The organism is Methylomarinum vadi, assembly GCF_000733935.1.
GTDB classification, from domain to species: domain Bacteria; phylum Pseudomonadota; class Gammaproteobacteria; order Methylococcales; family Methylomonadaceae; genus Methylomarinum; species Methylomarinum vadi.
Genome location: NZ_JPON01000001.1, coordinates 2,149,807 through 2,174,990 on the forward strand (window position 1 = coordinate 2,149,807; position 25,184 = coordinate 2,174,990).

Genomic DNA, 25,184 nt, shown 5'->3' on the forward strand with positions numbered 1-25,184 from the left:
TTATGCTCTGAAATTCTCCACCAGCGCAGCCGCTACGTTTTCCATCTTGCGCGCGCGCGAACCTTTTATTAAGAGTGTTTCCCGTCCGGTCAGCTGTTGTTGCAATGCCGCGATCAATTCTTCCTGGGTCACAAAAAATGTGGCCCCTTCGCCAAAGGCATCGACACAATGCCGGGCATCAGGGCCAGTCGCAAGCAAGCGTACAATATTCATCGCTTTACACAGTTCGCCGATTTCCCGATGCAACCTGATGCTGTCCGGACCTAATTCGCCAAACGCGCCCAGCACCAGCCAAGGCTCGCCGCCACACTGAACCAACACCTCCAACGCCGCCTTCAATGAGGTCGGATTAGCATTGTAACTATCGTCGATGACGATGTTCCCCAAATGGCTGACCAGTGGTTGCAAGCGACCGGTCACCGGTCGCATATCGGCCAGCCCATCCCTAATCTGCGGCAAACCGATATCGAACTGAATGCAAACGGCAGCGGCAGCCAGAGCGTTTACCACATTATGGGTACCCGCCAGTTTCAAGCGCAGCGGCAGTCTGTCAGTTGCAGTCCACAAATCGAACGTCGTTTCGAACTCGTGTCCGTTGATCCCGGTACGGATGTTGTCGGCCCGCACATCGGCGGTTTCATGCAAACCGAACGAGACGATCTGGCGGCTACCCGCCAACTGTTGCCAATAGGGGAAATATTCATCGTCCCGGTTCAATACGGCGACTCCTTTGTCGCCCAAACTCTCGACGATATCCCCTTTAGCCGCCGCGACCCCTTGCAAATCGCCGAAGCCCTCGATATGCGCTGCACCGACATTGGTAATGACGGCCACATCGGGTTTGGCATAGCGGCTGGTATAGCCGATCTCGCCTGGATGATTGGCGCCCATTTCGATCACGGCGTAACGATGTTTTTCGTGCAATCTCAGCAAGGTCAACGGCACACCGATATCGTTGTTCAAATTTCCCTGAGTAGACAGCACCTCGTCATTCAGCGACAAAATCGCGGCGATCATTTCCTTAACCGTCGTTTTACCGTTACTTCCGGTCACGCCTGCCACTTTCACTGGCAAGCGGCGACGCCAAAATCCCGCCATTTCCGCCAACGCCAAACGGCTATCAGCCACCAGCACTTGCGGAAGTTGCGTCTCCATCCGCCGACCGACAATCAAAGCCGCTGCGCCGGCTTGTTCCGCCTTTTCGACGAAATCATGGCCGTCGAAATGTTCTCCCTTGATGGCGACGTACAAGTCTTTTTTCCGCAATGTACGGGTGTCGATGCTGACGGTGTCAATGGAGCAGTCTTCCCCAACCAATCTACCTTGGACTGCGCCCGCTATCTCACTTAACATCAACTTCATCGTTTACCATTCCACCCGGCCAGCGCTTGCCTAACCACTTGTTGATCACTAAACGGCAACCGGACACCTTTGACTTCCTGATAATGTTCATGGCCCTTGCCGGCAACGACAATACAATCTTCCTGTTGTGCCCGATTTACCACTGTTTCTATTGCCTGCTTCCGATCATGGATGACAGCCACTTTATCGCTGCCGCACCCGGCTAAAATATCATTTACTATCGCCTCCGGCTTCTCCGTGCGCGGATTGTCGTCGGTCAGTACGACATCATCAGCCCACCGTTCGGCCGCGGCCCCCATTTGCGCGCGTTTTCCCTTATCCCGATCGCCGCCACAGCCGAACACGACACGCAACTTGCCCCGGCAATGCGGCTTCAATCCCGCCAGTAATTTTTCCAAGGCATCAGGACTATGGGCATAGTCGACGAACACCGCCGGCCTGTCGTAACCACCGAAATTTTCCATACGTCCGGAAACCGGTTGCAATTCCGCCAATCTCTTAGCCGCCTGCTCCAATGGCATCTTCAAGGCCAACAACACCGTCAATACCGCCAGCAAATTTTCCAAATTAAAACTGCCGGCAATCGAGGTAACGATCCGTACTTTCCGTTCCCGCCAACACGCATCGAAACGAATGCCGTTCATCCTGTGGACGATATTCTGCGCCCGAACCACTTCCATCCCTGTTTGATCGACAGCTTTTGTGGTAAAGCCCCAGGTTTCCACATCGGGCCCAATCGCTCCTAAAATCTCAGCCGTGTAGTCATCATCTAGATTCAACACGGCAAATTCCAATCCAGGCCACTTAAACAAGCGGATTTTGGCGGCCAAATATTCTTCCATCGAGCCATGGTAATCCAGATGGTCACGGCTCAAGTTGGTAAACAACGCCCCATTGAAGGTAATGCCATTGACTCGCCCTTGTTCCAAACCATGCGATGACACTTCCATGACCACCGTTTTTTTTCCTTCGTCGCATAGTTGCTGCAAGATATCCTGTAACGTCAATGCATCCGGTGTGGTGTTGAGGGTGTCCCGCAACCGAGCCCAGCTTCCCCAGCCCATCGTACCTATCACAGCGCATTCCGGCAGCACCTGAGTTAAAAACTGGCTGCAACTGGTTTTACCGTTGGTGCCGGTCACGCCTATCATCGTCATGGCTCGCGACGGCCACTGATAGAAACGCGCCGCCAACAAGCCCAATTTTTCCGATAAATCCGGAATCGGCAGCAACACCGCATGCCTCAAGCGTTCGGCCCGTTCCCTGCCGCCACCGGCAGGCTCGTAAATCACGGCCGCGGCGCCATTGCGCACTGCCTGATCCACATGCGCCATACCGTGCTGCGATGCACCATTGACCGCAATAAACGCAAATCCAGGCTTAACCAAACGGCTATCCAATGCCAGTCCGGATACCTCCAATTCGACAGGGGCTTCCACTATTCCCGCCAGTAATTCAGCCAGTTTCATTTTGCTTACTTTTTTAATTGGCTGTCCGCCAATCCATCATCTCTGTGTCAACAATACCGGCATCGTGTCCTCCTGATCCGGCGCTACGCCATACACTCGCAACGCGCCCGCCATGACCTTGGAGAACACCGGGGCCGCCACCAGGCCGCCGTAATAACCTCCGGCACTAGGTTCATCCACCATCACCGCGATCACAAAGCGCGGGTCGCTGACCGGCGCCAAACCGACGAACACTGACAAATACCGATTATCGGCATAACCACCGGCGGCGGCTTTCTTGACCGTACCGGTCTTACCGGCCACCCGGTAACCGTCGACTCTCGCTCGATAAGCGGTGCCATCTTTTTTTATGACATGCTCCAGCATTTCCCTGACTCGTTTCGCGGTGGCCGCGCTGAACACCCTGCGCGCTTCGTAATCCTCATCCCGTGGCAGCAAGGTCGCCGAATGGACGACTCCGTCATCCGCCAACGCGGTATACGCCCTGGCCAACTGCAACAGCGATGTCGACAGGCCGTAACCGAACGACATCGTGGCCTGCTCAAAACTGTTCCATTGCTGAAAATCCTGCAGCGAGCCGCTGGCCTCGCCCGGGAATCCGACTCCGGCTGCCGATCCAAATCCCAACTTGTGGTAAACCGTCCAGAAATATTCCGGCGGCATGCGCAGAGCGATCTTACTCACCGCAACATTGCTGGATTTTTTCAGCACATGGGTCAAATCCAGCGTCCCGTAATTATGTATGTCGCGAACCAGGTTTCGCCCGACGCGATAAAAACCGTGCGTTTCGATCTCCTCGTTCAACCGGGCATAGCCCCCATCCAGCGCTGCCGCTATCACGAATGGCTTGACCGTCGACCCTGGCTCGAAAACATCCACAATCGCCCGATTGCGATAAAAACGGCCGCTCAATCCCTTGCGTGTATTGGGATTGAATGCCGGCTGATTAACCGCCGCCAAAACCTCGCCGCTTCGGGCGTCCAAAACCACCAACGATGCCGCATGCGCCTGATGCTCGATAAAAGAGGCCTGCAATTCCCGATAAGCCAGGTATTGAATCCGTTGATCTATCGTCAACGTCAAATCTTGCCCCGTTACTGGCTCGGCGATATTTTCCACATCCTTGATGATCTGCCCTTTGCCGTCCTTAATGACATGTTTTTTCCCTGCTAAGCCGCGTAAACTGGCTTCATAAACACGTTCCATACCTTCCTGGCCGACATCGTCGATGTCGGTAAAACCGACTAAATGTCCGGAAACCTCTCCGGCCGGATAGAAACGCTTAAATTCTTTTTCAAAATAGATCCCATCGACTTCCAATCCCTTGATTTGCATCGCCAGGTCCGGATTGATGCGCCGTTTTAAATAAAAAAAGCGCCGCCCCGATTTCTTGCTCAACAAGGAACGCAGTTTTTTATCCGACAAATCCAATAACTTACCGATTTGGGCTATTTTTTCGTTATCATCGGCCCGGATTTGCCGAGGATTGGCCCAGACCGATTGCACCGGCGTGCTGATCGCCAACGGCTCGCCGTGACGGTCCTTGATTTGCCCCCGATACGCCGGCACTACGACGGCAGCGACATGTTGGCGCTGGGCCTGTTGTTGCAAAAATTCCTTGTTGAATACTTGCAAATCCACTGCCCTCACCGCCAGCGCGAACATGCCGCAAAGCATCATGCCCAATAACAATTTTCGCCTTACCGCAAAATCGCTTGTCCGTTTCCTGTTTTTATTTGCCCCTTTGTCAATCAGCATTTACGGTTTTATATAAATAATCTTGTCCCGTTCCGGCATGATCAGTTTCAGCCTGTTCCGCGCCTCGATCTCGACCCGGTTTTCTTCCGTCAGCATGGTCAATTCCAGTTGCAGACGCCCCCATTCAACCTCGTAGCGGTCCAGCTCCCGCTCCATTTTCTGTATTTCGATAAATATCCGGCGCGACTGGTATTTGCTGAAGATCACCGCTAGCGCGGACATCAACAAAATCAGACTCAAACCGGCTAACAGAGTCTTTTTCGATACCGCCATTTAACGCTTCTCTGCCACCCGCATTACCGCGCTGCGCGCCCGCGGATTGCGCCGCAACTCTTCCTGTCCGGCGCGGATTGCCTTGTCTATCGTTTTCAATCGCCCCTGTTCGATATCCCGCTCCAAAACCGGTAGTCTGCCGGGGTTGAATTTTCGCCCGGATTCGGCTCGAATAAAGCGCTTGACGATCCTGTCTTCCAGCGAATGAAAAGAAATCACCACCAAGCGCCCTCCCGGCGCCAACACTTGTACCGCTTGCTCGAGGCCTTCTTCAATCTCCTGCAATTCTTGGTTAAGTGCTATTCTGATCGCTTGAAACGTGCGGGTTGCCGGATGCTTATGCTTTTCCCGATAGGGAATGACATCCTCGATCAACCTAGCTAACTGCAGGGTCGTCCTTAACGCCTCCCGCTGTCTTCTTTCGACAATCGTCCGGGCTATTTTTCGGGCGAACCTTTCCTCGCCGTACTCGAACAACACTTTACTTAATTCATTTTCCTCGACTTCGGCCAACCATTGCGCGGCAGTCATGCCGGCGCTCCCGTCCATGCGCATGTCCAACGGCCCATCCTGTAAAAAACTAAATCCCCGATCGGCGGTGTCCAATTGCGGCGAGGACACTCCCAAGTCCATCAAGACGCCCCTCACCTTGCCAACGGCGTCATACAGTTCGACAGCCTTGGTCAATTCGGAAAAACGGCCATGGTACAGCACGAATCGTTTGTCTTTCTGCAATTCTTGCGCATTAACCGACTCAATCGCCTCGACGTCACGGTCGATTGCCAGCAAACGGCCGGACTCGTCCAATTGCTGTAGAATCCCGCGGCTATGACCGCCTCGCCCAAAGGTGCAGTCCAGATACCAGCCATCGGCTTCTATTTTTAGAAAATGCAACGCTTCTTCAAATAAGACCGGCAAATGCTCCATAACGTCCCTGCTTAAAACGACAATGAATCCAAGTCTTCCAAACCTTCGCTGTCATCGCCACTCAACCACTCGTCTTCCTTGGCTTGCCAGGCTTCTTCGTTCCAGATTTCGAATTTATTCAGTTGCCCAACCAGCACGATATGTTTATCCATGGAAGCAAATTTTCTTAATTTCTCAGGCAACAACAGGCGTCCTTGATTGTCCATTTCACATTCGGAGGCATTGCCGATGACAAAGCGGCGCAATTTACCCGCCATTTTATTTAGCGTCGGCAACTTGCTGATGGTATGTTCCAACCGCTCCCATTCCGGCAACGGATAAAGCCACAAACACCCTTGCTCACCGACGCATTTTTCATCGACCGCCACGGTCACGACCATTTGCCGCTCGCAACAATCCTGCAATTCCGGCCGATAGCGAGTCGGAATCGTGATACGACCTTTCGTATCTAAATTGATTGTGCTGATACCACGAAACAAAATTGACCCCGACTATCCAAAAAATTCCATTTTTTTCCACTTTATCTCATTTATGTTCCACTATAGATAGCAAACTATTTTTAGTCAAGGCCGAGGAACTTTTAATTTCCTTTTTCTCTACAATGACTTAGGGTCATTTTTACCTCCTTTCTTTTAGTGCAAAATTACAACATCAAAAACTTATTCCTTTCATAAGGTTAATTGATGTTATTGATGCCATTTATAAATAAAACAACAGTCAAATATGATGAATTGCTAATTCATTGACACCTACTTACCCTGCCTCTCAACTTACAAATGGGAAGATCTTTCTACCTCACTCTGTGGATTACTTTTGTATTTCCCACTCACCCTTTCCGTCTATATTTCAACCATTTGTTTCAGCTCATTGGAATGACAAGTGAAAAGAACCGATAAAACATTAATCGAACAAATGCAGATCAGTGAAGCGGAAATTGAACTCAGAATGGTATTGCTTAACCTGGACACCCGTGCGCTGAACCTACTGGTCAACCATAAACTCCTCATCAAGGAAAATATCGACCGGATCGTCAAGGAATTTTATGACAAGCAAACCGATATCGATGAAATGTCCCTCGTCATCGGAGATGCCAACACTTTAGCCCGTTAATCCCAGGCTCAACATCGCTATGTTCTCGATTTATTTTCAGGCTCATGCAAAAGCGACTATGTTAACAATCGCTTGCGCATCGGCACCATCCACAAACGCATTGAAGTCAGCCCCAAACTTTATCTTTCGGCGGTCAGGTCGCTAAAGCAAATTCCCAATGATACCCTGGCTTCGAACAGCCGGGACCAAGCCCCCTGGACAAATTACTGTATTTCGACACCACCCTGATATTCAATACCTATATCACCAGCTTGATCGGCGAAATCGAAAGCGAAAAAAACGTACCGAACTTTATGCGCAAAACCTGGAGGAAAAAGCTGCCGAAAGAACCCGACACCTAGAACAATTGACCAAACTCGATCTACTGACCAATTTATTCAATCATCGAGCCATGCAGGGACATCTGAAACGGGAATTACTGATTACCAAGAGGCGGCAAAACAAGCTCTTCATCATTTATTTCGATGTGGACGATTTCATGACCATTAATGACAAGGAGGGCCATTTGCAAGGCGATGAATTCTGCATTATCTTGCCGGAATGCGATATCCCAGGGAGCCGCAAAATTTGCTAGCGAATCATCGACGAATTCAGCAAAAGATTCCCCGAACTGACGCTCAGTTTCGGTATCGCCGAAACAGGACCGGAAGAATTTAGCGAAAAAGAAATATTGTTAAGAAGAGCCGACAGCAATATGTATCTTGCAAAAAAGGGAACCGGCTTTCGGATATGCGCTTGAACGGGCTTATCGAGCCAAAAAAAAGGATTATCATCGCTCTCAGTTAGCGACAATCAAAATGAGAAACCCGTCACAATTCTAACTAACCAAGTCAGTTTTTGAGCAATAAGATGGAATTGGAACGAGTTGGCCTGTAAGCCGGGTTCTGTCGTGAACAGTCATTCATCTGGGCTGCAAGTCACCCCGCAGCTCTAGCAATCTACCCAGGAACCGCGCGGGCCACGCGTATGCTCCTCTATTTGATCTTGCTCCGGATGGGGTTTACCCTGCCACCGCTGTTACCAGCGGCGCGGTGCGCTCTTACCGACACCATTTCACCCTTACCAGCCCACTCGGAAGTGATCTGGCGGTATATTTTCTGTGGCACTTTCCGTAGGCTCACACCCCCCAGGCGTTACCTGGCACCCTGCCCTGTGGAGCCCGGACTTTCCTCCGCTCCACCTTTCGGTGAAACAGCGACTGTTCGGCCAACTCGGCGTGCATTATACCTCAACCAGACGATTGACATTCAGTTATTTTAAGCCTTCTTCTGCGGACGCTTTCATCAAGATTTAGCGTTCCTGTCCCATTTCCAGCGCAGCCTGATACAAAAGTTTTTTTCGCTGCCCGGTAATTTCCACCGCCATTGCGACGGCGGTCTTGATCGAACATTGGCCCAACAATACCCGTAAAATTCTACGCTCTTCCGTACTGATACCTTCGCCCTTCGTTTCCGGTTTGGCGCCTTCGACGATCACGACAAATTCCCCTTTGCGCATATTTTCGTCGGCCTTGACCCGCTCGACGACATTCATCAATCGATCCTTGACGATGGTTTCATGTAATTTGGTCAGCTCCCTGGCGACCACGATTTCACGATCAGGTGGCAGAACAGCAAGCATATCCTCCAGCGACGCCAAGATCCGATGACTAGACTCATAAAAAACCCAGGTCGCGGTCTCCTGCAATTTTTCCTCAAAAAATGCCTTACGGGCTCCTGCCGTGCGCGGCAAAAACCCTTCGAAAAGAAACCGGGTTACCGGTAAACCCGATACCGACAACGCCGCGATCAGGGCACAAGCGCCCGGCACGGGTGAAACCTCGATCCCCTGATCCCTCGCCAACTTAACCAGCGGCATACCGGGGTCGCTCACCAACGGCGTACCGGCATCCGAAACCAGCGCAATGACCTCTCTCTGTTGTATTTTTTCCACAAGCATGGGCGCCACTTTGTCCTCATTATGCTGATGCAGAGAAACGACCCGATTTGAAATACCGTAATGCTGCAACAATAATTTAACGTGACGTGTATCTTCGGCCGCGATCAAATCGGCCTGTTGTAAAATTTCCACAGCTCTGTGGCTAAAATCTGCTAAATTACCTATTGGTGTTGCGACAACATATAATTTACCCGGCATCTGTGTTTTCGCCCTCTTGTGTGAATTAACTTTTAAAGGTTCGACCATCATGATGACCCGCCATCGCTTGACGTGCTGCTTTTTCGGCCTCGCCCTGTTATCTGCCTGCACCCCCGTTCCAACACAGAACCAGTTGTTTCTCGAACAAGCGGCGGAAGCGGACAATTTGATGTCCGCCGGCCAACACAAACAGGCAGCCCGATTGTATCAGAATCTGGCGGAAAGCCAGCCGACCAGGCAAAACCAATTTCGCCTGCTCGCGGCGCGGGCACTGGTCCGCTCGGGAGACCATGACAAGGCAAAACAATATGCCGACAGCATCGACCCGGCCGGCTTGTCGGAACAACAACGGCAACAACTGAACCTGGTGTATGCCCAAATCAACCTAAGCCATGGCAACGCGGAACAGGCTTTGCACCGACTACAACTGGTCCGTCCCGACCTGTTGCACAGCGAAGACCGCAAAGGCTTTTATCAATCGGAAGCGTTTGCCTATTCTTTGACCGGCGACCTGTTGGCCAGCGCCAAAGCCCGCATACAATTAAGCGAATTACTGACTGCCCCCCAAGAAATCAACGAAAACAACGCCGCCATTCTAGAAACCCTCAGCTTATTGCCTCGACAAGCACTGATATTAAACCAACCCCCAGCCCCAGACATTTTGGGCGGATGGATGGCATTGGCCAATTTGTTGCAACAGCGCCCCAGCGACAACGTCGAATTCTCCGATGAATTGCTTCGCTGGCGGCGTAATTTCCCCACTCACCCGGCTAACAGCGGTTTCCTGCAAGCCTATCTGCAAAAACCACACCATGCTTTTAAACAACCCTCCGCCATTGCCATTCTGCTACCGGAATCAGGGCCGTATGCACAAGCCGGCAAAGCCATACGCGAAGGCTTCATGGCGGCTTACTATCAGCAACAAAACAATGCACCGCAGCCGACGATCCGCTTTTACGATAGCCATCAAGGCCACCCCATCACGCTTTACGACCAGGCCGTCGCCAACGGCGCCGAACTCATCATCGGCCCCTTGGAAAAAGACAACATTGCCGCGTTGGCTGCCGGCAGCGAATTGAACGTCCCGGTGCTAGCGCTGAATCATGTCGACAATCTCAGCAAGAGCAATCTTTTCCAATTCGGCTTGAGCCCCATTGATGAAGCCCGACAACTTGCCGCCAAAGCCTGGCAGGAGGGCCACCAAAAAATCCTGATCCTGACGCCACGAGGAGAACAAGGCGAACGCATCGCCAATTATCTAGCGGAGGCCTGGCTACAGGCGGACGGCACAGTACTGGCAACACAATCCTTCAATGCCAACGAACATGACTTTTCCTATCCGATCCAACACATTCTTAATCTGGACGAAAGCGAAAGGCGTTACCGGCAATTACGCAACCTATTGGGAAGAAACCTGAAATATACCCCAAGAAGACGCCACGATGTCGATGCCATCTTCATCAACGCCTACCCGGTCACGGCCCGCTCATTGAATCCTCAATTGCGTTTCTATCATGCCGTCGATGTGCCGGTTTACGCCATGCCCCAATTATATAGCGGCGTCCCCAATCCCTCCCAGGACATCGATCTCAATAACATCACTTTTTGCGATATCCCTTGGCTGTTTCCCTCCGCTTATCAAGGAGAACTCAACCAGGAAGCCCTGCGCAACAGTTGGCAGCAATTTCCCAATGTTTATTTGCGCCTGATCGCCCTCGGCATCGACGCTTACAACCTGGTATCACACCTCGACAAACTCGATACGGCAAAATACCACGGCGCGACCGGCGACCTGTTGTTGAATGGTGAAAACCGCATTACACGCCAATTAATCTGTGCAAAATTCACGGACGGCATTCCAGTCGTAACGGGTTTTACCGATCCGGCCAGCGAGGACTATCAAAGCATCGCGACCGACGAACCATCTCCATCACCCTCTGATTCTCCCGCCTCCGATGCTCGATAAATTACGCCGGTTACATTTGCAGCGCGGCGATCAGGCCGAACAACAAGCCTTGGATTTCCTGATCGAACAAGGACTGCAATTGGTCGATAGAAACTACCGCTGTAAAAACGGCGAACTGGACTTGATCATGCAACATGCTCACACCTTGGTCGTGGTGGAAGTTCGTTTCCGCACCAGCGCTCAATACGGCGGCGCGGTGGAAAGCATTACCTCACGAAAACAATCACGTATAATAGCGACAACGCAACACTATATGATGAAGCACAAGATTAACAGCGCCATCCGTTTCGATGTCGTCGCCATCACGGGCGACCGACGCATCGAATGGATTCAAAACGCCTTTCAAAGCTAACCTATGAGTCTACAAGACAGAATAATCAATCATTTTTCCGACAGCATTCAAACCAAACAGGATGCGATGGCCTCGCTGTGCGAGCTCATTGCTTTCGCTTCGCAACGCATCGTCGACGCACTGGTCAACGACAAGAAAGTACTGACTTGCGGTAACGGCGGTTCGGCCGGCGACGCCCAGCATTTTTCCTCTGAAATGCTCAATCGCTTCGAGCGCGAACGTCCATCGCTCCCCGCCGTCGCCTTGACCACCGACACCTCGACCTTAACCTCGATCGCCAACGACTATCACTTCGACGAGGTGTTCGCCAAACAGCTGCGCGCCTTGGGACAAAGCGGCGATATTCTGTTGGCATACAGCACCAGCGGCAATTCGGCCAATATCGTCAAGGCGGTCAATGTTGCCCATGAAAAAGACATGCTGGTGATCGCCCTGACAGGTAAGGACGGCGGCATTCTTGCTGGCGTACTCAACGAAGCGGATATCGAAATCAGGGTGCCATCGGACTCCACCGCCCGTATCCAGGAAGTCCACTTATTGATTTCCCATTGTTTATGCGACTTGATCGATCACCAATTATTTGGCGGCTGATATGAAACGAATTTTTCCTTTGCTGTTGATTCCAATGCTTACCAACGGCTGTTCGGCAATTGCTACCGGCGGCGCCGAAGTAACCGGCCTGTCGTTGCTGCACGACCGCCGCACCAGCGAAGTGATGTTAGTCGACGAACGCATTGAAATCAACGCCGGTATCGAACTCAATGCCCACGACGATATTCGCGACCGTTGTCATGTCAATGTCACGGCCTACAACGGCAAAGTATTGATCACGGGCGAGGCGCCCACTGCCGAGCTACGCGATAAAATCGTCGGGATCGTGCGGGTTATCTCCGGAGTCAAATTGGTGCATAATGAACTGGCCATCGCCGAACCAACCTCGCTGGGCAGCCGCTCGAAAGACACCCTGATCACCACCAAAATTAAGGCTGCGTTGAGCGAGGTTAGAAACTTGCCCGGCTTCGACGCCACCCGCGTCAAGGTCGTTACCGAAAATGGCGTCGTCTACCTGATGGGGCTGCTTCACCGCAACGAGGGCAATGTCGCCACCGAAATCGCCAGACGCGAAGATGGCGTTAAACAGGTGGTAAAAGTATTCGAATATATCGAATGATTGACCGCAACCACCCCGTTTTATAGACTCACAATTTTTCTTAACTTATCGCCGCCATGAACAAATTGTCATTATTCCTGATCCCCGTATTGCTAGCCCTGCTAACCGCCTGCGCGCCTGAAATCGGCAGCGAGGCTTGGTGCGAAGACATGAAAGAAAAACCGAAGGCCGATTGGACCGCGAACGAGGCGGCCGATTTTGCCAAACATTGCTTATTCAAATAACGCTCGTCACGGCGCCTGTATTCCAACAGGATACTGGCGCCAACTGCATCTCCACCAGCTTCACCCAATAACTGGCACCGACCGGTAAAATATCGTCATTGAAATCGTAATGAGGATTATGTAGCAGGCAACCGCCGGCTCCCGGCCCGTTACCCAACCACAGATAACAGCCTGGCTTTTGTTGCAACATGAAGGCGAAATCCTCCGACCCCATGCTTGCGACCGGTTGCAGATCGACCGCTTCGCTCCCCACCACAGCTTGGGCTGCCGCTATCGCCGCTGCCGTTTCCGCGTCACTGTTCCAAGTCACCGGGTACCCCGGATTTTCCGGATTAATCTTGACGTCGGCCCGCAAACCGAAACATTGCGCAACCGACTCGGCGATGTGACGAATTTTGTTCTCGATCAGCGCCTGTACGTTGGTATTGAAACAGCGATAAGTCCCCCGCAACACCACTTCGTCCGGAATCGCATTCCAGGTATTGCCGCCATGAATCTGCGTGACACTGACCACCGCTGCCTCGACCGGGTTAACATGCCGGCTGACAATGGCTTGCAATGCTGTCACCGTTTGCGCGGCGGCCAGCATCACATCATCGCCTAGATGCGGCATGGCCGCGTGAGTCGCCGTGCCGCATAGCCGAATCTCGAAACAATCGAAGGACGCCATCATCGCCCCCGGCTTGACGGCGAAATGTCCGGCCGGAATATCCGGAAAATTATGCAGCCCGAACACGGCTTGGGCCGGAAATCGCTCGAACAAGCCATCGTCGATCATGCGCTTGGCCCCGGCCCGCCCTTCCTCGGCCGGCTGGAAAATAAAATACACCGTGCCGTCGAAATGGCGATTTTCCGCCAGATATTTTGCCGCCCCCAACAGCATCGCGCTATGCCCGTCATGGCCGCAAGCATGCATCTTGCCAGGATGGCGCGATTTATATTCCACGTCGTTACGCTCCTCGATGAACAGCGCATCCATATCGGCGCGCAGTGCAATTTTGCGCTTGCTTTGACCGACCGACAAGATCCCCACCACCCCGGTCACACCCAGCCCGCACTCGACCTCCAAACCGAAACTTTGCAACTGCCGACAAATAAAGTCGGCAGTCTGTTGCTCTTCATAAGCCGTTTCCGGATATTGATGAAAATGCCGTCGCCACTGTCGCATTTCCTCATGTAACATTGCGATATCAGGATAGATGTTCATACCGTGCTCCTAACTATTAGCCTACAGCATAGATCACTTGTGAATTGGCCTCGCTGTTTTACCGAAATAGATTCATTTCGCGTTAGATTCCCAGAAAATTCAAATCCAAACAACGAATAAATCGAGAAAGGCAAAAACAGCCAAAACCAACAATTCAAACAAAAAGGAATGATGGCACCTGGAAACATTAAAAGTGAAACACTTTGAAGAAATAACGTCACAAGAAAAGAAGAATTATGACGAAATGGCACAAGAAAGACACAAGCACGAAGAGGAAGTGACCGGCTTGTTCTAAAATGAAACAAAAGTCAACTCAACAGCGTTTTCTTTATAACCAGCATTTTTAACGGCATATCCCGCTTCACTGGAATGTTTAGCTAATTTGAGCAACCCATCAGATTGTTCTAGCTTAGAACCTTTTCCGAGAATGCCTCACTAGTCTTTTTATCGGAATGTCAAAACCTTGGCGTCCCGAGAGGGATTCTTATTATCTTAGTAACGTATTGGTTTTACATGATTTTTTATCAAACCAACCAGATTTATCCATCACTTGTACCATCAACAACACGTTTTTTGTAAAAACCAATTACAGAAGCTCAATATACTTCTTAAGTGCTGATACGGTTTGGGGAAGCTGTTGTTTTTGAAGAATAGCCAAAAACTCATCAATACTCTTTGGCGGATTCCTCAGTGATTGGCGCTGTCGTTTTATCGCGGCGCATGCAACGGCTGGAGCCAAATCGATTTGATAATAAATAAAATCGTCAGGATGGATCGCTTCAATCCCATACCGTGACAGAGTTTGTTCAGGAAAGTCTTTCAGATTGGTCGTTATGATAGCATCGGCACCAGCTTTAATTGCTGCCGCCAAAACGTGCCTATCATCAGGATCGGGCAATTCAATGCCCACGATTAAGCCCTCATAACCGATAATTTTTGCATCGCGGACATTGGCATCCATTAAATCCCTTGTTCTTTCTAAAATAGTCGTGTCATATTGCCCACGCCTTAATAAAGCGTTGATCCATTCTTCGTGGATCTGATCAGTCCACCTGGCTTTAAACAGATCGGTTAAAGCCAGGCGCATTAATAGATCCCTTAATGGTGCGGGATACAATACGCAAGCATCATAGATAACAGAAAACTTCGCCACTATTCATATCCCATGCCCAGTTCTTGAGATTGGGCCGCCAACTCATCCAGTGTTGTTTGTCGCGCCTCATCAATGCGCTGTTTATACTCAAAGACATCCTTTGCCATGACTCTTCGATGCGTCCCTACTTTCCTATATGGCAATTCCCCTTGTTCCAGCAAGCTAACCAGGTGTGGGCGGCTCACGTTCAATAGTTCGGCCGCTTGCTGAGTGGACAACTCGGCATTAATCGGCATCAACGTAACGGCATTGCCTTTTGACATTTCCGTCAAAACATCAAGCAACATGTTTATAGCAAACCCGGGAAGAATTAAATCTTCGGTCTCTCCCCCATTAAGTGTGACTTTCAAGTTTAACCTATCGCTATTAGCGTATTTCGATAGGGTTCTACTTGTGACTTTAGCTGCTTCTGCCTCTTCTTTCGTTGGCAGATGCGCAACATTTGATCCAGACATCTCGCCTCCTGATTATAGTAGTTTATTACTCAGTATAAACGAAATAAACGAAACAGCAAATAAGATAAAAAGGTGTGCAGCACTCTTCTTCGCCCTCGCAGTTTTTGCGTAGAAATTTAGCTTTCTATTTAGAAATTCCAACCGGCTTAACACCTAGGATTGAACGCGTCGGCTGTGATATTTGCCCTCAATCACTCGAACGGAGAAGCCGTACCAAGCAATGGCGGACAAATGCATAACAGCCAAATTAAAAGAAGCGTTGAGCATGGTTGATATTAGGACGCTCGATCATTTCATTATTGGCGGCGGGGATCAGTACTCATTTTCTACGCGGGGGTGTTGTAGGCTGTAACCGTTGGGCGATAAAAACCGGCTACATGCCGGTTTTTATCGCCCGATTAATCAAACGTTGTTTTTTGCGGTCTATTGCTGTTTGATATACTTTTTAATCCGAACAGCGCAAGCGCGTTATTGAAGTTGATATGGGATACCCAAAAAGATGCCCGTTATCCGGGCTATTTTCGGCAATGGGCGCGACATTAGCCATAGACATCGATGTCATTTATGATGACGATGCCAATGTATTCATTGCCACAAGCAAAGACGTGCCCGGCTTGATTTTGGAGGCGGAAAGCTTCCACGATTTACGCAAAGAGATAGAAGAAGCAATCCTTAATTTGCTGAACCATGACAACCACGTCAAGAAACGCAAAACCCTAGCCGAATTAATCATTAAAAACCATATTGCAATTGCATGATTGGTTATGAGCAGGCGGTTTTTATCTATTGTAAACTTTCGTTGTCTACTCTTGCTGATTAATATAGTTTATTTTGTTTCATTGACTTGTGTAAAAGTGGAGTGATACAGTGAAACTACCGAATAGCCTCAGTAACAATTATGGTACTGGGGTTTTTTCGTGCGCTGGAATAGTAGAAAGAATTTAGTGGCTATAATAAGAGCTGTCGGAGCAGCCTAGTAATTAATAATTAGGAGTAGGAACATGCTTTATAAAACATATGCGGAAGCCTATGAGGCTTCGCAACAATTAAAGCACCAATATGCGGCAGACGGCATCATGGTAAAAATAGAAAAATCTCCTTACGGCGGTTTTCGTCTTAAATTAGTACCAATTGACCTTATGATTGATAACTTATCTGGTACAACTCAAAATGGAAAATCAAGAGGAACAGCAATCTGCTTCTAAACAACCAGTAGAAGGGGAATTTTTATCTGGCAAGGAAATGCTTGAACTTGAAAGGGAGCGCATAAAAAGCGCTGATAAAAGAACGGATATTGCAAGACGGGCAATAGAAGCTAACGACGCTGCGGATAAACGAATGTTTGATTTTCACATGTCGCGGCTAGATAAAGAAACAGAGTTTCAATCAGAGCAAATAAAAGTTGCCAAACGCTTGATTTATGGAGGCAGCGCCTTTTTAGCAGCAATAATAGTTTTGCTTCTTTGTATGTCTTTTTTTGGGACTGAAAGCCAAGCTGAAACAGCTTCCATATTGCTTGAAAAGTCAATAACCGCGCTGGGAGGGATTGCCGTTTATATGCTAGGAAAGGGGGCGCTAAGTAAACTTACTAAACCTCCATCAGAATAAAAAGTTTCAAACGAAGCCCGCTTAAGCGGGTTTTTTTATGCCTGGAGGTAATTTAGTCGCAGATCAGCCAAAATCGGGCAAATTAACTTAGCGACTCAGACTGCCATGAATGCCGGTTAAAACTAATATTTTTTTAAAACTGTGCCAGGAGTGTGCCACAGACCATTTCTGATAATAAAAAAACAACTAAGCCATTGATTTAATGGCGTCCCGAGGAGGATTCGAACCCCCGGCCTGCCCCTTAGGAGGGGGCCGCTCTATCCTACTGAGCTATCGGGACAATGCGAATATTTTAACATAAGCAAAATTAGCTATGCTTATTGATTTCTCATTTTGTATTGATCCAGCCCCTCAACTTATCAGAGAATGCTGACCTTCCTCAACCGGCGTAATTATCAAGCTCATACCGCCTTTAGGTCTTATCGTCACGGCCATATCCATTTCGGGCGGCACCCCTTCATGAACGAACCGAAAGTGTTGCAGCAGCATACTTAACGACAGTGTCGCTTCGGTCAAGGCGAAATGCATGCCGATACAAAATCTGACACCGATACCGAACGGCAGGAAAGTCGCCCTGGCAGGCATTTTTTCGATAAACCAGCTGGAGTCGAACTACTCAGGATTTGCCCAAAGCTGTGGATGATGGTGAATATTGTAGATGTTCATCAAAGCCAATGCGCCGGCTTGCAGCGGATAACCATCGAGCTCGGTATCCTGCGTAATTTTAGGTATCAAAAAACCCGCTGGCGGGCGCATGCGCAAGGCCTCGAGCAAGACGGCAATCGGCAACATCGAAACAGACTCCCTAAACCCATTTCACCTCGCCATTTAATCATCGCGCCAACTATTTTCATAAACGAATGCTTCCAAGGGTTGCGCTTCGGCCCAGTTTTCCATCTCCAGCATCGGTTTGGCGTAAAACGACTCGACATGTCCGAGGCATAATATCGCCACCGGACGGCTGCCATCCGGCATGGACAATAAATGCGCTAACGCCCGTGGATCGAACAAAGAAACCCAACCCATGCCAAGCCCTTCGGCGCGCGCGGACAGCCACAAATTCTGGATGGCGCAGGCTGTGGAGGCTAGATCCATTTCCGGTAAAGTACGGCGGCCGAATACATGTTGCTCGCGTTTATCCGGCATGGCTACGACCAGCAATTCACCACACTCGAGGATACCTTCCACTTTCAATTTCATGAACTCGTCATGGCGTTCGCCCAACGCTTTGGCCGTTTCCAGACGTTCCTCCTCAACTAACTCGTGTACTCGCTCTCTAAGCGCCTGATCGGTAATTCGGATAAACCGCCAAGGCTGCATCAAGCCTACACTGCCAGCCTGATGCGCGGCCTGCAGCAACCGTTTAAGCACGGTGGGATCGACCGGATCGGGCAAAAAATGCCGCATGTCGCGACGTTCGGCAATCGCCCGGTATACGCCGGCGATTTCTTCCTCGCTAAATCGGCGTTTAGTCATAGGAAATACATCCCATTAGCACGGCGACCTCGACCAGTTCGACCGCGGCGCCATAAACATCTCCGGTCATACCTCCCAATCGCCGCAGCCCCGTCATTCTGATCCAGACGGCCATGGCGATCGCCAACAGAACCGGCAAAATGCCAATCGATAACATGGCGGCCAACGCAATAAAGACGATCATTGCTTGCGATTCCCTCAGCGGCAGATTTTTCAGCAGGTTTTCCGCCAGGCCGCCTTTGCTGACATACGAAGCAGAAACCATCAAGCCAAGAATGGCGGTGCGCCCCAGTACGGGCGCCATCAACAATGCCATTCCTATTCGCCCCTCCATTAACGCCTGCAGCGCCGACCATTTCAACATCAACGTCAATAACAACACGATAACCGCAATCGGCCCCGCCGAAGGGTCTTTCATGATCCGCAGACTCTTATCCCTGTCGCCCAGGCCGCCGGCCCAGGCATCGGCGCAATCTGCCAAACCGTCGAGATGCAAACCGCCGGTCAATAGCACCCAAAAGGTTAAAATCAACGCCGTTTGTAACGGTGGATGAACGGCTGGCAATGAAATTGCCGCTGACGACAACAGCAAACCGATAATCAGCCCCACCAAGGGATAAAACAGCACCGACCGACCCAATTGCTGGTCGGTAGCCGAAAATGAAAAGGGAACGGGAAGACGGGTCAGGAATTGTAGTGCCAATACAAAAGAGTACGTCGACAGCGGCTTATTTGAGGAAACGCCCTTTCGCATCTTTATATATATGCCCGGTCATCAGCAGAACACCTTCGATAAATCCCCACATCACGCCATAACCTCCAGTAATCAACGTGACTAAAATCTGCGCAATGCCCAAACCGTAAAACCCTAAATAAATTCGATGCAAACCCACCGCGCCGAATAACAAGCCCAATACGACAGCTACCCATTTCCTTTTAACTGGTTTCGTATCCCGCAAATAGGCGCCGACCGGACTGACATCAATCACCTTACCTTCCTCATCGATATCGAAATCGACGTCATCGCCGGGCTGGGGCGGCGATTCGAGCTCCCACTGGTCGATGTAAAACTCGTAAAACTTGTCCTCGAACTTGATGATGCCGGTCTGAATCTTGTTATCGTAACTTTCTATGTGTCCAATCATTAATTCTTTACCTTGTAAGCTTCACAGCTCTTGTCATTAGTTAGTGGTTATTTCTGCCTCGGCAAAAGTCGCCATTTCGTTATGTAATCGGCACGCCATCTGCAGCAAGGGCACGGCGGCCAGCGCACCGCTACCTTCGCCCAAGCGCATATCCAAATCCAATAACGGCCGAACGTCCATTTCCCGCAAAAGCCGCCGGTGGCCTTTTTCATGGGAACAATGGGCAAAAAACAGCCATTCTTTCGCCGCCGGATTCAGATGTATGACACACAACGCTGCGACGCTGGCAATGAAACCATCCACCATGACCGGCAAACGCCGCTGGGCGGCGGATAGATAGGCGCCAACCAACGCCGCTATTTCAAAGCCGCCCAGAGTTTGCAAGATATTGAGCGGCGAGACAAGTCGGTTGCGATGCTTTTCCAAAGCCATTCGGATGACCCGGCTTTTATGTTCAATTTGCACCGCATCCAATCCCGTCCCCGCGCCGGTCAATTCGGCCGCATCGATGTTCAATAGCGCACTGGCGACGGCGGTGGCGCTGGCGGTATTGGCGATCCCCATTTCGCCACCGACGAATAAATCGGCGCCGCCGGCCAAAGCCCTCGCAACGGCTTTTTTCCCGGCATTCAGCGCCAACTCTAACTGGGCTTCGACCATCGCCGGTTGCTGACTGAAATTGGCGGTGCCCTGGCCCGCTCGATCGCAAACGACCGATTCGAGGGCGAGCGGTTCGAGCAAACCGACATCGACTACCTCGAATTCGGCCGCACTATAACGCGCCAGTACATTGACCGCGGCGCCTCCCCGGGCAAAATTCCTAACCATTTCCGCCGTGACGACTTGTGGAAAAGCCGACACGCCTTCTGCGGCTATGCCATGGTCGGCGGCGAAGACCGACACCCAGATCCGGTCGATCGAGGGCGTGCTGCTACCTTGCAGCGCCGCCAAACGAACGGCCGCCTCTTCCAGCCTGCCCAACGAACCGGGCGGCTTTGTCAGCCGCAGTTGTCTGTCGCGCGCTTTTTGCAAAATACTATTGTCAGGTTCCGCTATGGCGACAAACAACCAATCCATTTCCATTCGTTCAACGCCTTACGCCGTTCCTTTTTAATACCATGGGCAAGCCGGCGGTGACCAGCACCACCTTATCGCTGATCGCGGCGATTTCCTGGTGTAAGCGTCCGGCTTCGTCGACGAAACGCCGTGTCGTTTTATGGACGGAAACGACGCCCTGCCCCACTTCGTTACTAACCATGACGATGCGGCCGGGACGTGCGGACAGCGCCTGTAATAAGGCGTCTTTTTCCTGCTGAAACCTGGATAATTGCAAAACCCCCTGTTTATCGAACAACACGTTGCTAAGCCATAGGGTCAAACAATCGATCAGCAGGCAATGGCCTTCGCCGGCATGCTGTTTTATCGTTTCGCCCAATCTGATCGGTTCCTCCACGGTTTGCCAGGATTCCGCCCGATCCGCGCGATGGCGTTCGATTCTCGCCCGCATTTCGTCATCGCCAGCCTCGGCGGTGGCAATATAAACGACACTTTTGCCCGAGGCTTGTGCCTGCTGTTCGGCATAACGGCTTTTACCGGAGCGGGCGCCGCCCAGAACCAGTTCAATCATCCTTCAATCGCACCGCCAAGACGTCGCATTTGGCGTAATGCAATACGCCGTTAGCCGTCGACCCTAATAACAAGGCCAACCCGTGCCGTCCATGCGAACCGATCACCAATAAATCCACGGCGTTTTCTTCCGCAATCCTGACGACCTCCAGCTTAGGACTGCCAATTTCCAGCCATTGCCGCTCAGCCGGTACGCCCAACTCCTCGCCCAGTTCCGCCAGGCGTTTTTTGGCGGCCGCCATCAATTCCTCGGTTAAATCGACATCGAAAGGAATGATTGGGCCGTAAGAGGCATCGGTAATCGGCAAATTATCGACGACATGCACCAGGCTTAATTGTGCCTGGTTCAGCTCCGCCAATTGTTTCGCTCTGCGCGCGACCTCCTTGCCGTGCTCGGAAAAATCCGCCGCCAATAATACATGCCGGTAAATACTCATCCTGCCTCTCCTCTATTGATTGTTCGCCAGTTCAGGAAACAAAAAAGCCATCACCTGATAGGACGCCAGTATATACAAAAATGCCACCCCCAGCGCGAAAATGAACGGCTGGGACAAGGCGTGCCTCAGGATATGGCCGGTCACCAACCAATGCCACAACATCATCGCCACAACCACCACTAAGGCCAGGACGTTGCCTTGTCCGATCAACGAGGCAATGGCCGGCAAAGCGAACAGGCTGATCATTGCATCGCTGCCCAGCAACGCCATAGCGGTTTGCCGAAAACGTTCCGGTTTGCCGGCTATAGCCAGCAGCACCCAGGCAAAAGCGATGATCAGCAACACTTCGACACCCACCTGCAGCAATGCATTGAAGGTATCGGTGCTGATATTGACAATCAGGAAATTAATCGCCATATAAACCAGAATCAACAGGCGCAGCAGCCAACGCGATGCCGGCACGTCCTGCGGACCTTTTTGAAAAATGACGATCTGATAAAACAGTTTGATCAGTTCATACATGTCTATTCGACTTGTTCCAGTTGCTCTTCCGCCTCCATCCACTCGGCTTCCGCCTGTTCCAGCGCGGCGTCGACCTCCGCCTTGCGAGCCAACAATTGCTTCAGCTGTTCCTTATTGGCGTCTTGATAAATGTCGGGATCAGCCAGTTGCCGTTCCAAGTGTTGCTGCTCATCATGATATTGTTCTACCCGTTGCTCCGCTTTTTTCAAGGCATCGAGCAATGGCTTCAGGCGCTTACGCCGTTCCGCCTCCAGCTTGCGCTGGTCCTTGCGCGAGAGAGCGGACTGCGCTTCGCTGGCAACCGCCGTTTCCGCGTCCTTTTTTTGTTCGCTCAACCAATTTCGATAATCGTCCAAATCGCCGTCGAACGGTCGCACCGAGCCATCGGCCACCAACAGCAGCTGATCGGTGACCGAGCGCAGCAAATGGCGGTCATGCGACACCAGCACGATCGCGCCTTCGTATTCCTGCAGGGCCACACTCAAGGCATGCCGCATCTCCAGGTCCAGATGATTGGTCGGTTCGTCCAGCAATAATAGATTTGGATTCTGATAAACCAATAACGCCAAAACCAGACGCGCCTTTTCACCACCGGAAAACGGCCCGACCGGATCGTTGACCTTATCGCCGCGGAAATCGAAACCGCCGAGGAAATTGCGCAGGTCTTTTTCAGTGGCTTGTTGGTCGAGTTTCTGCAAATGCCATAACGGACTTTCTTCGAGCCGCAACTGCTCCAATTGATGCTGGGCGAAATAACCGATATGCAATGCCTCGGCGGTCTGCAGCTTGCCGCTCAACGGCGCCATTTCGCCGGCCAGCACCTTGATCAGGCTGGACTTGCCGGCCCCGTTCGGACCCAACAGACCGATGCGGTCGCCCGGCGAGATCGATAACGAAGCCTCGCCGATCACGGTTTTATCGCTGTAACCGATCGCAACCTCGTCTATTTTCAATAAGGGGTTCGGCAGTTTATCCGGCTTAGGGAAGGTAAAACCGAACGGCGAGTCGACATGGGCCTGGGCGATCAATTCCATGCGCTCCAACGATTTGATCCGGCTTTGCGCCTGCTTGGCCTTGGTTGCCTTGGCCTTGAAGCGGTCGATGAAACTTTGGATATGGGCGATTTCGCGCTGCTGCCGCTCAAAGGCCGACTGCTGTTGCGCCAGTTTTTCCGCGCGCATGCGCTCGAAAGCGGAATAATTGCCGGTATAGATTTCGGCTTTGTTCTGCTCGATATGGACGATGTGATCGGCAATCGCATCGAGAAAATCGCGGTCATGCGAAATCAGCAACAGCGTGCCGGGATATTTGCACAGCCACTCCTGCAACCAGATCACCGCATCCAGGTCCAAATGGTTGGTCGGCTCGTCCAACAGCAACACATCGGAACGGCACATCAACGCCTGCGCCAGATTGAGTCGCATCCGCCAACCGCCGGAGAAAGAGTTAACCGGCATGATCTCCTGCCCGGCGGCAAACCCTAAGCCGTTTAGCAAACGCGAAGCCCGCGCCTGCGCGGCATAGCCGCCGATATGTTCCAGCATGCCATGCAGCTCGGCCAATTTTAGTCCATCGTTTTCTTGTTCCGCCTGCTGCAGTTGTTGCTGCAAGCGTCTCAGTTCACGGTCGCCGTCGATCACAAAGTCGAGCGCCGAACATGCCAGCGCCGGTGTTTCCTGGGCGACATGGGCAATTTCCAGATTGGGCGGCATGCTGAACTCGCCCTCATCGGCATGCAGTTCGCCGCGCAGCATCGCGAACAGGCTGGACTTGCCGACGCCGTTGGCGCCGGTCAAACCGACTTTCTGTCCTTTGTGGATGGTCAAGGATGCGCCGCTAAACAGCACCCGGGCGCCGCGGCGTAAAGAGATATTTTTAAAATTCAGCATTCAATTTAAAATACTTGGATGATTCAAAGACCCCGCAAACCCAAGCACCCGCTGTTCAAACCGCAAGACCGCTATTATGTCAATGAACGGGGCTGGTGGTTTTATACCGTCGACATGATCAGCGGCCCTTACCCGAGCAAGGCGGACTGCGTGGACGCCTGCCGGACCTATATTCAATGGCGCGACGGGGTTTATTTCCCGTCCTCGCCGGACTCGACTCCGATCGGCAGACAGGCAGATTGATTAACCCGCTATTTCCATTATTCGTAACTAATCAGCATAAAAATGCTTTTCCATCAGTCGCTTGCTCCAGAAGACGCCGTTAATTAAGCAAGCGTTCGGTTATCCTATCAAGACAACCGTTCGATCATACTCTCAGCTTGTTTGGCGAATTTTTTCAGATCGCCCGATTTGACTGTCTCCCTCGGAATCACGATCGCCGAATCGAAGGCGATATAAATATGAACATAGTCTTTCAGATTATCGACCCGCAGCATTTCCGACCATGGCGTTTTATGGGTCCCGCCGGGCGATACTTCTTTCAGGTGTTCCGGCTCGATAGTCAGTTTATGCACGCCGAAAATGGCTTTTTTCTCATCCTCGGTATAGTTATTCATGATCTGCCGGCGCATGTCCATCTTCATGACCCAAGGCGAGACTATGCCCCAAACCAGCGCCAGAACCGTAATATAAGCGGTCGTCGTCATGTCTACGTAATATACGTAATAAAACAGGCCAAAAAACAGCATGACGCCAGGGACGAGCAAACGGTTTTTACGGATGTTCTTTTGCATCTCCACGTCATCTTTGAGGCGCATTTCATTAAAATGCAGCAAGTCTTCTTCCCGGAATTCGTATTCTATTTCAAACATTGTTATTTCTTATGGTTATGGTTTTAGTATTAATGGATTATCGCCA

Annotated in this window: 30 protein-coding genes, 1 tRNA gene, 1 other RNA gene and 2 pseudogenes; 12 read left to right on the forward strand and 22 right to left on the reverse strand. The window is 51.1% G+C overall.

The genetic code is table 11. From position 1 onward, the window contains the following. Genes EP25_RS0110735 through mraZ form a run of 6 tightly spaced genes read right to left on the reverse strand, consistent with a single transcriptional unit; the run spans window position 1 to window position 6,268 of the window. Window positions 1-1,362 carry a UDP-N-acetylmuramoyl-tripeptide--D-alanyl-D-alanine ligase gene (locus EP25_RS0110735; RefSeq protein WP_031433882.1) on the reverse strand — a complete coding sequence of 454 codons (1,362 nt, stop codon included), beginning with the start codon at window positions 1,360-1,362 and terminating at the stop codon, window positions 1-3. Continuing rightward, window positions 1,359-2,831, reverse strand: coding sequence for a UDP-N-acetylmuramoyl-L-alanyl-D-glutamate--2,6-diaminopimelate ligase (locus EP25_RS0110740; protein ID WP_031433883.1), 1,473 nt, complete (start codon window positions 2,829-2,831; stop codon window positions 1,359-1,361). The genes EP25_RS0110735 and EP25_RS0110740 overlap by 4 nt, the downstream gene beginning before the upstream one ends. Before the next feature lie 36 nt (window positions 2,832-2,867). Further along, a complete protein-coding gene (locus EP25_RS0110745) occupies window positions 2,868-4,589 on the reverse strand; it encodes a peptidoglycan D,D-transpeptidase FtsI family protein (protein WP_031433884.1) in 1,722 nt (573 codons plus the stop codon). Next, complete coding sequence (gene ftsL, locus EP25_RS0110750; RefSeq protein WP_031433885.1) at window positions 4,590-4,862, reverse strand: cell division protein FtsL; 273 nt, start codon at window positions 4,860-4,862, stop codon at window positions 4,590-4,592. After that, window positions 4,863-5,789 (reverse strand): 16S rRNA (cytosine(1402)-N(4))-methyltransferase RsmH, encoded by a 927-nt coding sequence (gene rsmH / locus EP25_RS0110755; RefSeq protein WP_031433886.1) that lies wholly within the window; start codon window positions 5,787-5,789, stop codon window positions 4,863-4,865. Between the two features lie 11 nt (window positions 5,790-5,800). Continuing rightward, on the reverse strand, window positions 5,801-6,268 hold the full coding sequence (gene mraZ, locus EP25_RS0110760) for a division/cell wall cluster transcriptional repressor MraZ (RefSeq protein WP_031433887.1): 468 nt from the start codon (window positions 6,266-6,268) through the stop codon (window positions 5,801-5,803). 466 nt (window positions 6,269-6,734) lie between these two features. On the opposite strand from mraZ, the pseudogene EP25_RS23885 reads away from it, so the two are divergent. Then, window positions 6,735-7,127, forward strand: a pseudogene (locus EP25_RS23885) (protoglobin domain-containing protein). Beyond that, on the forward strand, window positions 7,057-7,473 hold the full coding sequence (locus EP25_RS23890) for a GGDEF domain-containing protein (RefSeq protein ID WP_051906567.1): 417 nt from the start codon (window positions 7,057-7,059) through the stop codon (window positions 7,471-7,473). The pseudogene EP25_RS23885 and the gene EP25_RS23890 overlap by 71 nt, the downstream one beginning before the upstream one ends. 283 nt (window positions 7,474-7,756) lie before the next feature. On the opposite strand, the gene rnpB is transcribed toward EP25_RS23890, so the two are convergent. Then, an RNA gene (rnpB, locus tag EP25_RS22740) (RNase P RNA component class A) lies at window positions 7,757-8,113 on the reverse strand. Between the two features lie 76 nt (window positions 8,114-8,189). Next, window positions 8,190-9,035: a 16S rRNA (cytidine(1402)-2'-O)-methyltransferase gene (rsmI, locus tag EP25_RS0110770; protein WP_031433888.1), complete on the reverse strand. Its 846-nt coding sequence runs from the start codon at window positions 9,033-9,035 to the stop codon at window positions 8,190-8,192. Between the two features lie 49 nt (window positions 9,036-9,084). Between rsmI and EP25_RS0110775 the strand changes: the two genes are divergently transcribed. From EP25_RS0110775 to EP25_RS22955, 5 genes are read left to right on the forward strand one after another with little or no spacing between them, the layout of a single operon-like run. Continuing rightward, a complete protein-coding gene (locus EP25_RS0110775) occupies window positions 9,085-11,001 on the forward strand; it encodes a penicillin-binding protein activator (RefSeq protein WP_235185882.1) in 1,917 nt (638 codons plus the stop codon). Continuing rightward, a complete protein-coding gene (locus EP25_RS0110780) occupies window positions 10,991-11,353 on the forward strand; it encodes a YraN family protein (protein ID WP_031433890.1) in 363 nt (120 codons plus the stop codon). Before EP25_RS0110775 ends, EP25_RS0110780 begins: the two co-directional genes overlap by 11 nt. 3 nt (window positions 11,354-11,356) lie before the next feature. After that, window positions 11,357-11,944 (forward strand): phosphoheptose isomerase, encoded by a 588-nt coding sequence (locus EP25_RS0110785; protein WP_031433891.1) that lies wholly within the window; start codon window positions 11,357-11,359, stop codon window positions 11,942-11,944. A gap of 1 nt (window position 11,945) precedes the next feature. Beyond that, entirely contained in the window at window positions 11,946-12,524 is a 579-nt protein-coding gene (locus EP25_RS0110790) for a BON domain-containing protein (protein WP_031433892.1), read from the forward strand. Window positions 12,525-12,580: 56 nt separating this feature from the next. Beyond that, a complete protein-coding gene (locus EP25_RS22955) occupies window positions 12,581-12,748 on the forward strand; it encodes a DUF3012 domain-containing protein (RefSeq protein ID WP_084191015.1) in 168 nt (55 codons plus the stop codon). Here the strand turns inward: EP25_RS22955 and EP25_RS0110800 are convergent. From EP25_RS0110800 to EP25_RS0110810, 3 genes are all read right to left on the reverse strand, one after another. Further along, window positions 12,741-13,955 (reverse strand): M20 aminoacylase family protein, encoded by a 1,215-nt coding sequence (locus EP25_RS0110800; protein WP_051906569.1) that lies wholly within the window; start codon window positions 13,953-13,955, stop codon window positions 12,741-12,743. The two genes, EP25_RS22955 and EP25_RS0110800, sit on opposite strands and share 8 nt — an antisense overlap. Before the next feature lie 586 nt (window positions 13,956-14,541). Then, window positions 14,542-15,108 (reverse strand): PIN domain-containing protein, encoded by a 567-nt coding sequence (locus EP25_RS0110805; protein ID WP_031433894.1) that lies wholly within the window; start codon window positions 15,106-15,108, stop codon window positions 14,542-14,544. Beyond that, window positions 15,108-15,563 carry a helix-turn-helix domain-containing protein gene (locus tag EP25_RS0110810; RefSeq protein ID WP_031433895.1) on the reverse strand — a complete coding sequence of 152 codons (456 nt, stop codon included), beginning with the start codon at window positions 15,561-15,563 and terminating at the stop codon, window positions 15,108-15,110. Before EP25_RS0110810 ends, EP25_RS0110805 begins: the two co-directional genes overlap by 1 nt. Window positions 15,564-15,783: 220 nt before the next feature. Here EP25_RS0110810 and EP25_RS23895 point away from each other — a divergent pair, with 220 nt between their 5' ends. From EP25_RS23895 to EP25_RS0110825, 4 genes are all read left to right on the forward strand, one after another. Beyond that, window positions 15,784-15,915: a JAB domain-containing protein gene (locus tag EP25_RS23895; RefSeq protein WP_407661360.1), complete on the forward strand. Its 132-nt coding sequence runs from the start codon at window positions 15,784-15,786 to the stop codon at window positions 15,913-15,915. A gap of 175 nt (window positions 15,916-16,090) precedes the next feature. Then, complete coding sequence (locus tag EP25_RS0110820) at window positions 16,091-16,321, forward strand: DUF1902 domain-containing protein (RefSeq protein WP_031433896.1); 231 nt, start codon at window positions 16,091-16,093, stop codon at window positions 16,319-16,321. Between the two features lie 243 nt (window positions 16,322-16,564). Beyond that, a complete protein-coding gene (locus EP25_RS23260; protein WP_152555632.1) occupies window positions 16,565-16,768 on the forward strand; it encodes a hypothetical protein in 204 nt (67 codons plus the stop codon). Next, the gene (locus tag EP25_RS0110825) at window positions 16,734-17,171 is read left to right on the forward strand and encodes a hypothetical protein (protein ID WP_152555633.1); all 438 of its coding nucleotides are present in this window, start codon (window positions 16,734-16,736) and stop codon (window positions 17,169-17,171) included. Before EP25_RS23260 ends, EP25_RS0110825 begins: the two co-directional genes overlap by 35 nt. Window positions 17,172-17,374: 203 nt before the next feature. Here EP25_RS0110825 and EP25_RS0110830 read toward each other — a convergent pair. The 10 genes and pseudogenes from EP25_RS0110830 to EP25_RS0110880 all read right to left on the reverse strand — a co-directional run bounded on the left by EP25_RS0110830 (window position 17,375) and on the right by EP25_RS0110880 (window position 24,266). Continuing rightward, window positions 17,375-17,451 (reverse strand) — tRNA-Arg (locus EP25_RS0110830). Between the two features lie 71 nt (window positions 17,452-17,522). Beyond that, a pseudogene (locus EP25_RS23900) lies at window positions 17,523-17,963 on the reverse strand (cytochrome P450). A 36-nt stretch (window positions 17,964-17,999) separates the two neighbouring features. Next, on the reverse strand, window positions 18,000-18,647 hold the full coding sequence (gene bluB / locus EP25_RS0110845; protein WP_031433900.1) for a 5,6-dimethylbenzimidazole synthase: 648 nt from the start codon (window positions 18,645-18,647) through the stop codon (window positions 18,000-18,002). Then, window positions 18,640-19,350: an adenosylcobinamide-GDP ribazoletransferase gene (locus EP25_RS0110850; protein ID WP_235185883.1), complete on the reverse strand. Its 711-nt coding sequence runs from the start codon at window positions 19,348-19,350 to the stop codon at window positions 18,640-18,642. Before EP25_RS0110850 ends, bluB begins: the two co-directional genes overlap by 8 nt. Window positions 19,351-19,375: 25 nt before the next feature. Next, the gene (locus EP25_RS0110855; protein WP_031433902.1) at window positions 19,376-19,792 is read right to left on the reverse strand and encodes a TM2 domain-containing protein; all 417 of its coding nucleotides are present in this window, start codon (window positions 19,790-19,792) and stop codon (window positions 19,376-19,378) included. A 36-nt stretch (window positions 19,793-19,828) separates the two neighbouring features. Beyond that, the gene (gene cobT, locus EP25_RS0110860; RefSeq protein WP_031433903.1) at window positions 19,829-20,875 is read right to left on the reverse strand and encodes a nicotinate-nucleotide--dimethylbenzimidazole phosphoribosyltransferase; all 1,047 of its coding nucleotides are present in this window, start codon (window positions 20,873-20,875) and stop codon (window positions 19,829-19,831) included. Between the two features lie 4 nt (window positions 20,876-20,879). Beyond that, window positions 20,880-21,419 (reverse strand): bifunctional adenosylcobinamide kinase/adenosylcobinamide-phosphate guanylyltransferase, encoded by a 540-nt coding sequence (cobU, locus tag EP25_RS0110865; protein ID WP_031433904.1) that lies wholly within the window; start codon window positions 21,417-21,419, stop codon window positions 20,880-20,882. Then, the gene (locus tag EP25_RS0110870) at window positions 21,412-21,855 is read right to left on the reverse strand and encodes a universal stress protein (RefSeq protein ID WP_031433905.1); all 444 of its coding nucleotides are present in this window, start codon (window positions 21,853-21,855) and stop codon (window positions 21,412-21,414) included. Before EP25_RS0110870 ends, cobU begins: the two co-directional genes overlap by 8 nt. Window positions 21,856-21,867: 12 nt before the next feature. Next, window positions 21,868-22,377, reverse strand: a complete 510-nt coding sequence (locus tag EP25_RS0110875) for a hypothetical protein (RefSeq protein ID WP_031433906.1) — start codon at window positions 22,375-22,377, stop codon at window positions 21,868-21,870. A gap of 2 nt (window positions 22,378-22,379) precedes the next feature. After that, complete coding sequence (locus EP25_RS0110880; protein ID WP_031433907.1) at window positions 22,380-24,266, reverse strand: ATP-binding cassette domain-containing protein; 1,887 nt, start codon at window positions 24,264-24,266, stop codon at window positions 22,380-22,382. A gap of 18 nt (window positions 24,267-24,284) precedes the next feature. Here EP25_RS0110880 and EP25_RS0110885 point away from each other — a divergent pair, with 18 nt between their 5' ends. Beyond that, window positions 24,285-24,509, forward strand: coding sequence for a hypothetical protein (locus EP25_RS0110885; protein ID WP_031433908.1), 225 nt, complete (start codon window positions 24,285-24,287; stop codon window positions 24,507-24,509). 107 nt (window positions 24,510-24,616) lie between these two features. On the opposite strand, the gene EP25_RS0110890 is transcribed toward EP25_RS0110885, so the two are convergent. Further along, the gene (locus tag EP25_RS0110890; protein WP_031433909.1) at window positions 24,617-25,138 is read right to left on the reverse strand and encodes a YcxB family protein; all 522 of its coding nucleotides are present in this window, start codon (window positions 25,136-25,138) and stop codon (window positions 24,617-24,619) included. Between the last annotated feature and the right edge of the window lie 46 nt (window positions 25,139-25,184).

What these genes read in the sequence shown, in the direction of transcription:
- EP25_RS0110855 (WP_031433902.1), bottom strand. Translation starts at nt 19,792, where the DNA reads ATGATTGGACACATAGAAAGTTACGATAACAAGATTCAGACCGGCATC.
- EP25_RS0110800 (WP_051906569.1), bottom strand. Translation starts at nt 13,955, where the DNA reads ATGAACATCTATCCTGATATCGCAATGTTACATGAGGAAATGCGACAG.
- EP25_RS0110780 (WP_031433890.1), top strand. Translation starts at nt 10,991, where the DNA reads ATGCTCGATAAATTACGCCGGTTACATTTGCAGCGCGGCGATCAGGCC.
- EP25_RS23895 (WP_407661360.1), top strand. Translation starts at nt 15,784, where the DNA reads ATGGCGGACAAATGCATAACAGCCAAATTAAAAGAAGCGTTGAGCATG.
- EP25_RS0110890 (WP_031433909.1), bottom strand. Translation starts at nt 25,138, where the DNA reads ATGTTTGAAATAGAATACGAATTCCGGGAAGAAGACTTGCTGCATTTT.
- bluB (WP_031433900.1), bottom strand. Translation starts at nt 18,647, where the DNA reads ATGACTAAACGCCGATTTAGCGAGGAAGAAATCGCCGGCGTATACCGG.
- EP25_RS0110745 (WP_031433884.1), bottom strand. Translation starts at nt 4,589, where the DNA reads ATGCTGATTGACAAAGGGGCAAATAAAAACAGGAAACGGACAAGCGAT.
- EP25_RS22955 (WP_084191015.1), top strand. Translation starts at nt 12,581, where the DNA reads ATGAACAAATTGTCATTATTCCTGATCCCCGTATTGCTAGCCCTGCTA.
- EP25_RS23260 (WP_152555632.1), top strand. Translation starts at nt 16,565, where the DNA reads ATGCTTTATAAAACATATGCGGAAGCCTATGAGGCTTCGCAACAATTA.
- EP25_RS0110735 (WP_031433882.1), bottom strand. Translation starts at nt 1,362, where the DNA reads ATGAAGTTGATGTTAAGTGAGATAGCGGGCGCAGTCCAAGGTAGATTG.
- rsmH (WP_031433886.1), bottom strand. Translation starts at nt 5,789, where the DNA reads ATGGAGCATTTGCCGGTCTTATTTGAAGAAGCGTTGCATTTTCTAAAA.
- ftsL (WP_031433885.1), bottom strand. Translation starts at nt 4,862, where the DNA reads ATGGCGGTATCGAAAAAGACTCTGTTAGCCGGTTTGAGTCTGATTTTG.
- EP25_RS0110740 (WP_031433883.1), bottom strand. Translation starts at nt 2,831, where the DNA reads ATGAAACTGGCTGAATTACTGGCGGGAATAGTGGAAGCCCCTGTCGAA.
- EP25_RS0110885 (WP_031433908.1), top strand. Translation starts at nt 24,285, where the DNA reads ATGATTCAAAGACCCCGCAAACCCAAGCACCCGCTGTTCAAACCGCAA.
- EP25_RS0110820 (WP_031433896.1), top strand. Translation starts at nt 16,091, where the DNA reads ATGGGCGCGACATTAGCCATAGACATCGATGTCATTTATGATGACGAT.
- EP25_RS23890 (WP_051906567.1), top strand. Translation starts at nt 7,057, where the DNA reads ATGATACCCTGGCTTCGAACAGCCGGGACCAAGCCCCCTGGACAAATT.
- EP25_RS0110880 (WP_031433907.1), bottom strand. Translation starts at nt 24,266, where the DNA reads ATGCTGAATTTTAAAAATATCTCTTTACGCCGCGGCGCCCGGGTGCTG.
- rsmI (WP_031433888.1), bottom strand. Translation starts at nt 9,035, where the DNA reads ATGCCGGGTAAATTATATGTTGTCGCAACACCAATAGGTAATTTAGCA.
- cobU (WP_031433904.1), bottom strand. Translation starts at nt 21,419, where the DNA reads ATGATTGAACTGGTTCTGGGCGGCGCCCGCTCCGGTAAAAGCCGTTAT.
- EP25_RS0110875 (WP_031433906.1), bottom strand. Translation starts at nt 22,377, where the DNA reads ATGTATGAACTGATCAAACTGTTTTATCAGATCGTCATTTTTCAAAAA.
- EP25_RS0110785 (WP_031433891.1), top strand. Translation starts at nt 11,357, where the DNA reads ATGAGTCTACAAGACAGAATAATCAATCATTTTTCCGACAGCATTCAA.
- cobT (WP_031433903.1), bottom strand. Translation starts at nt 20,875, where the DNA reads ATGGAAATGGATTGGTTGTTTGTCGCCATAGCGGAACCTGACAATAGT.
- EP25_RS0110790 (WP_031433892.1), top strand. Translation starts at nt 11,946, where the DNA reads ATGAAACGAATTTTTCCTTTGCTGTTGATTCCAATGCTTACCAACGGC.
- EP25_RS0110810 (WP_031433895.1), bottom strand. Translation starts at nt 15,563, where the DNA reads ATGTCTGGATCAAATGTTGCGCATCTGCCAACGAAAGAAGAGGCAGAA.
- EP25_RS0110775 (WP_235185882.1), top strand. Translation starts at nt 9,085, where the DNA reads ATGATGACCCGCCATCGCTTGACGTGCTGCTTTTTCGGCCTCGCCCTG.
- EP25_RS0110870 (WP_031433905.1), bottom strand. Translation starts at nt 21,855, where the DNA reads ATGAGTATTTACCGGCATGTATTATTGGCGGCGGATTTTTCCGAGCAC.
- EP25_RS0110825 (WP_152555633.1), top strand. Translation starts at nt 16,734, where the DNA reads ATGGAAAATCAAGAGGAACAGCAATCTGCTTCTAAACAACCAGTAGAA.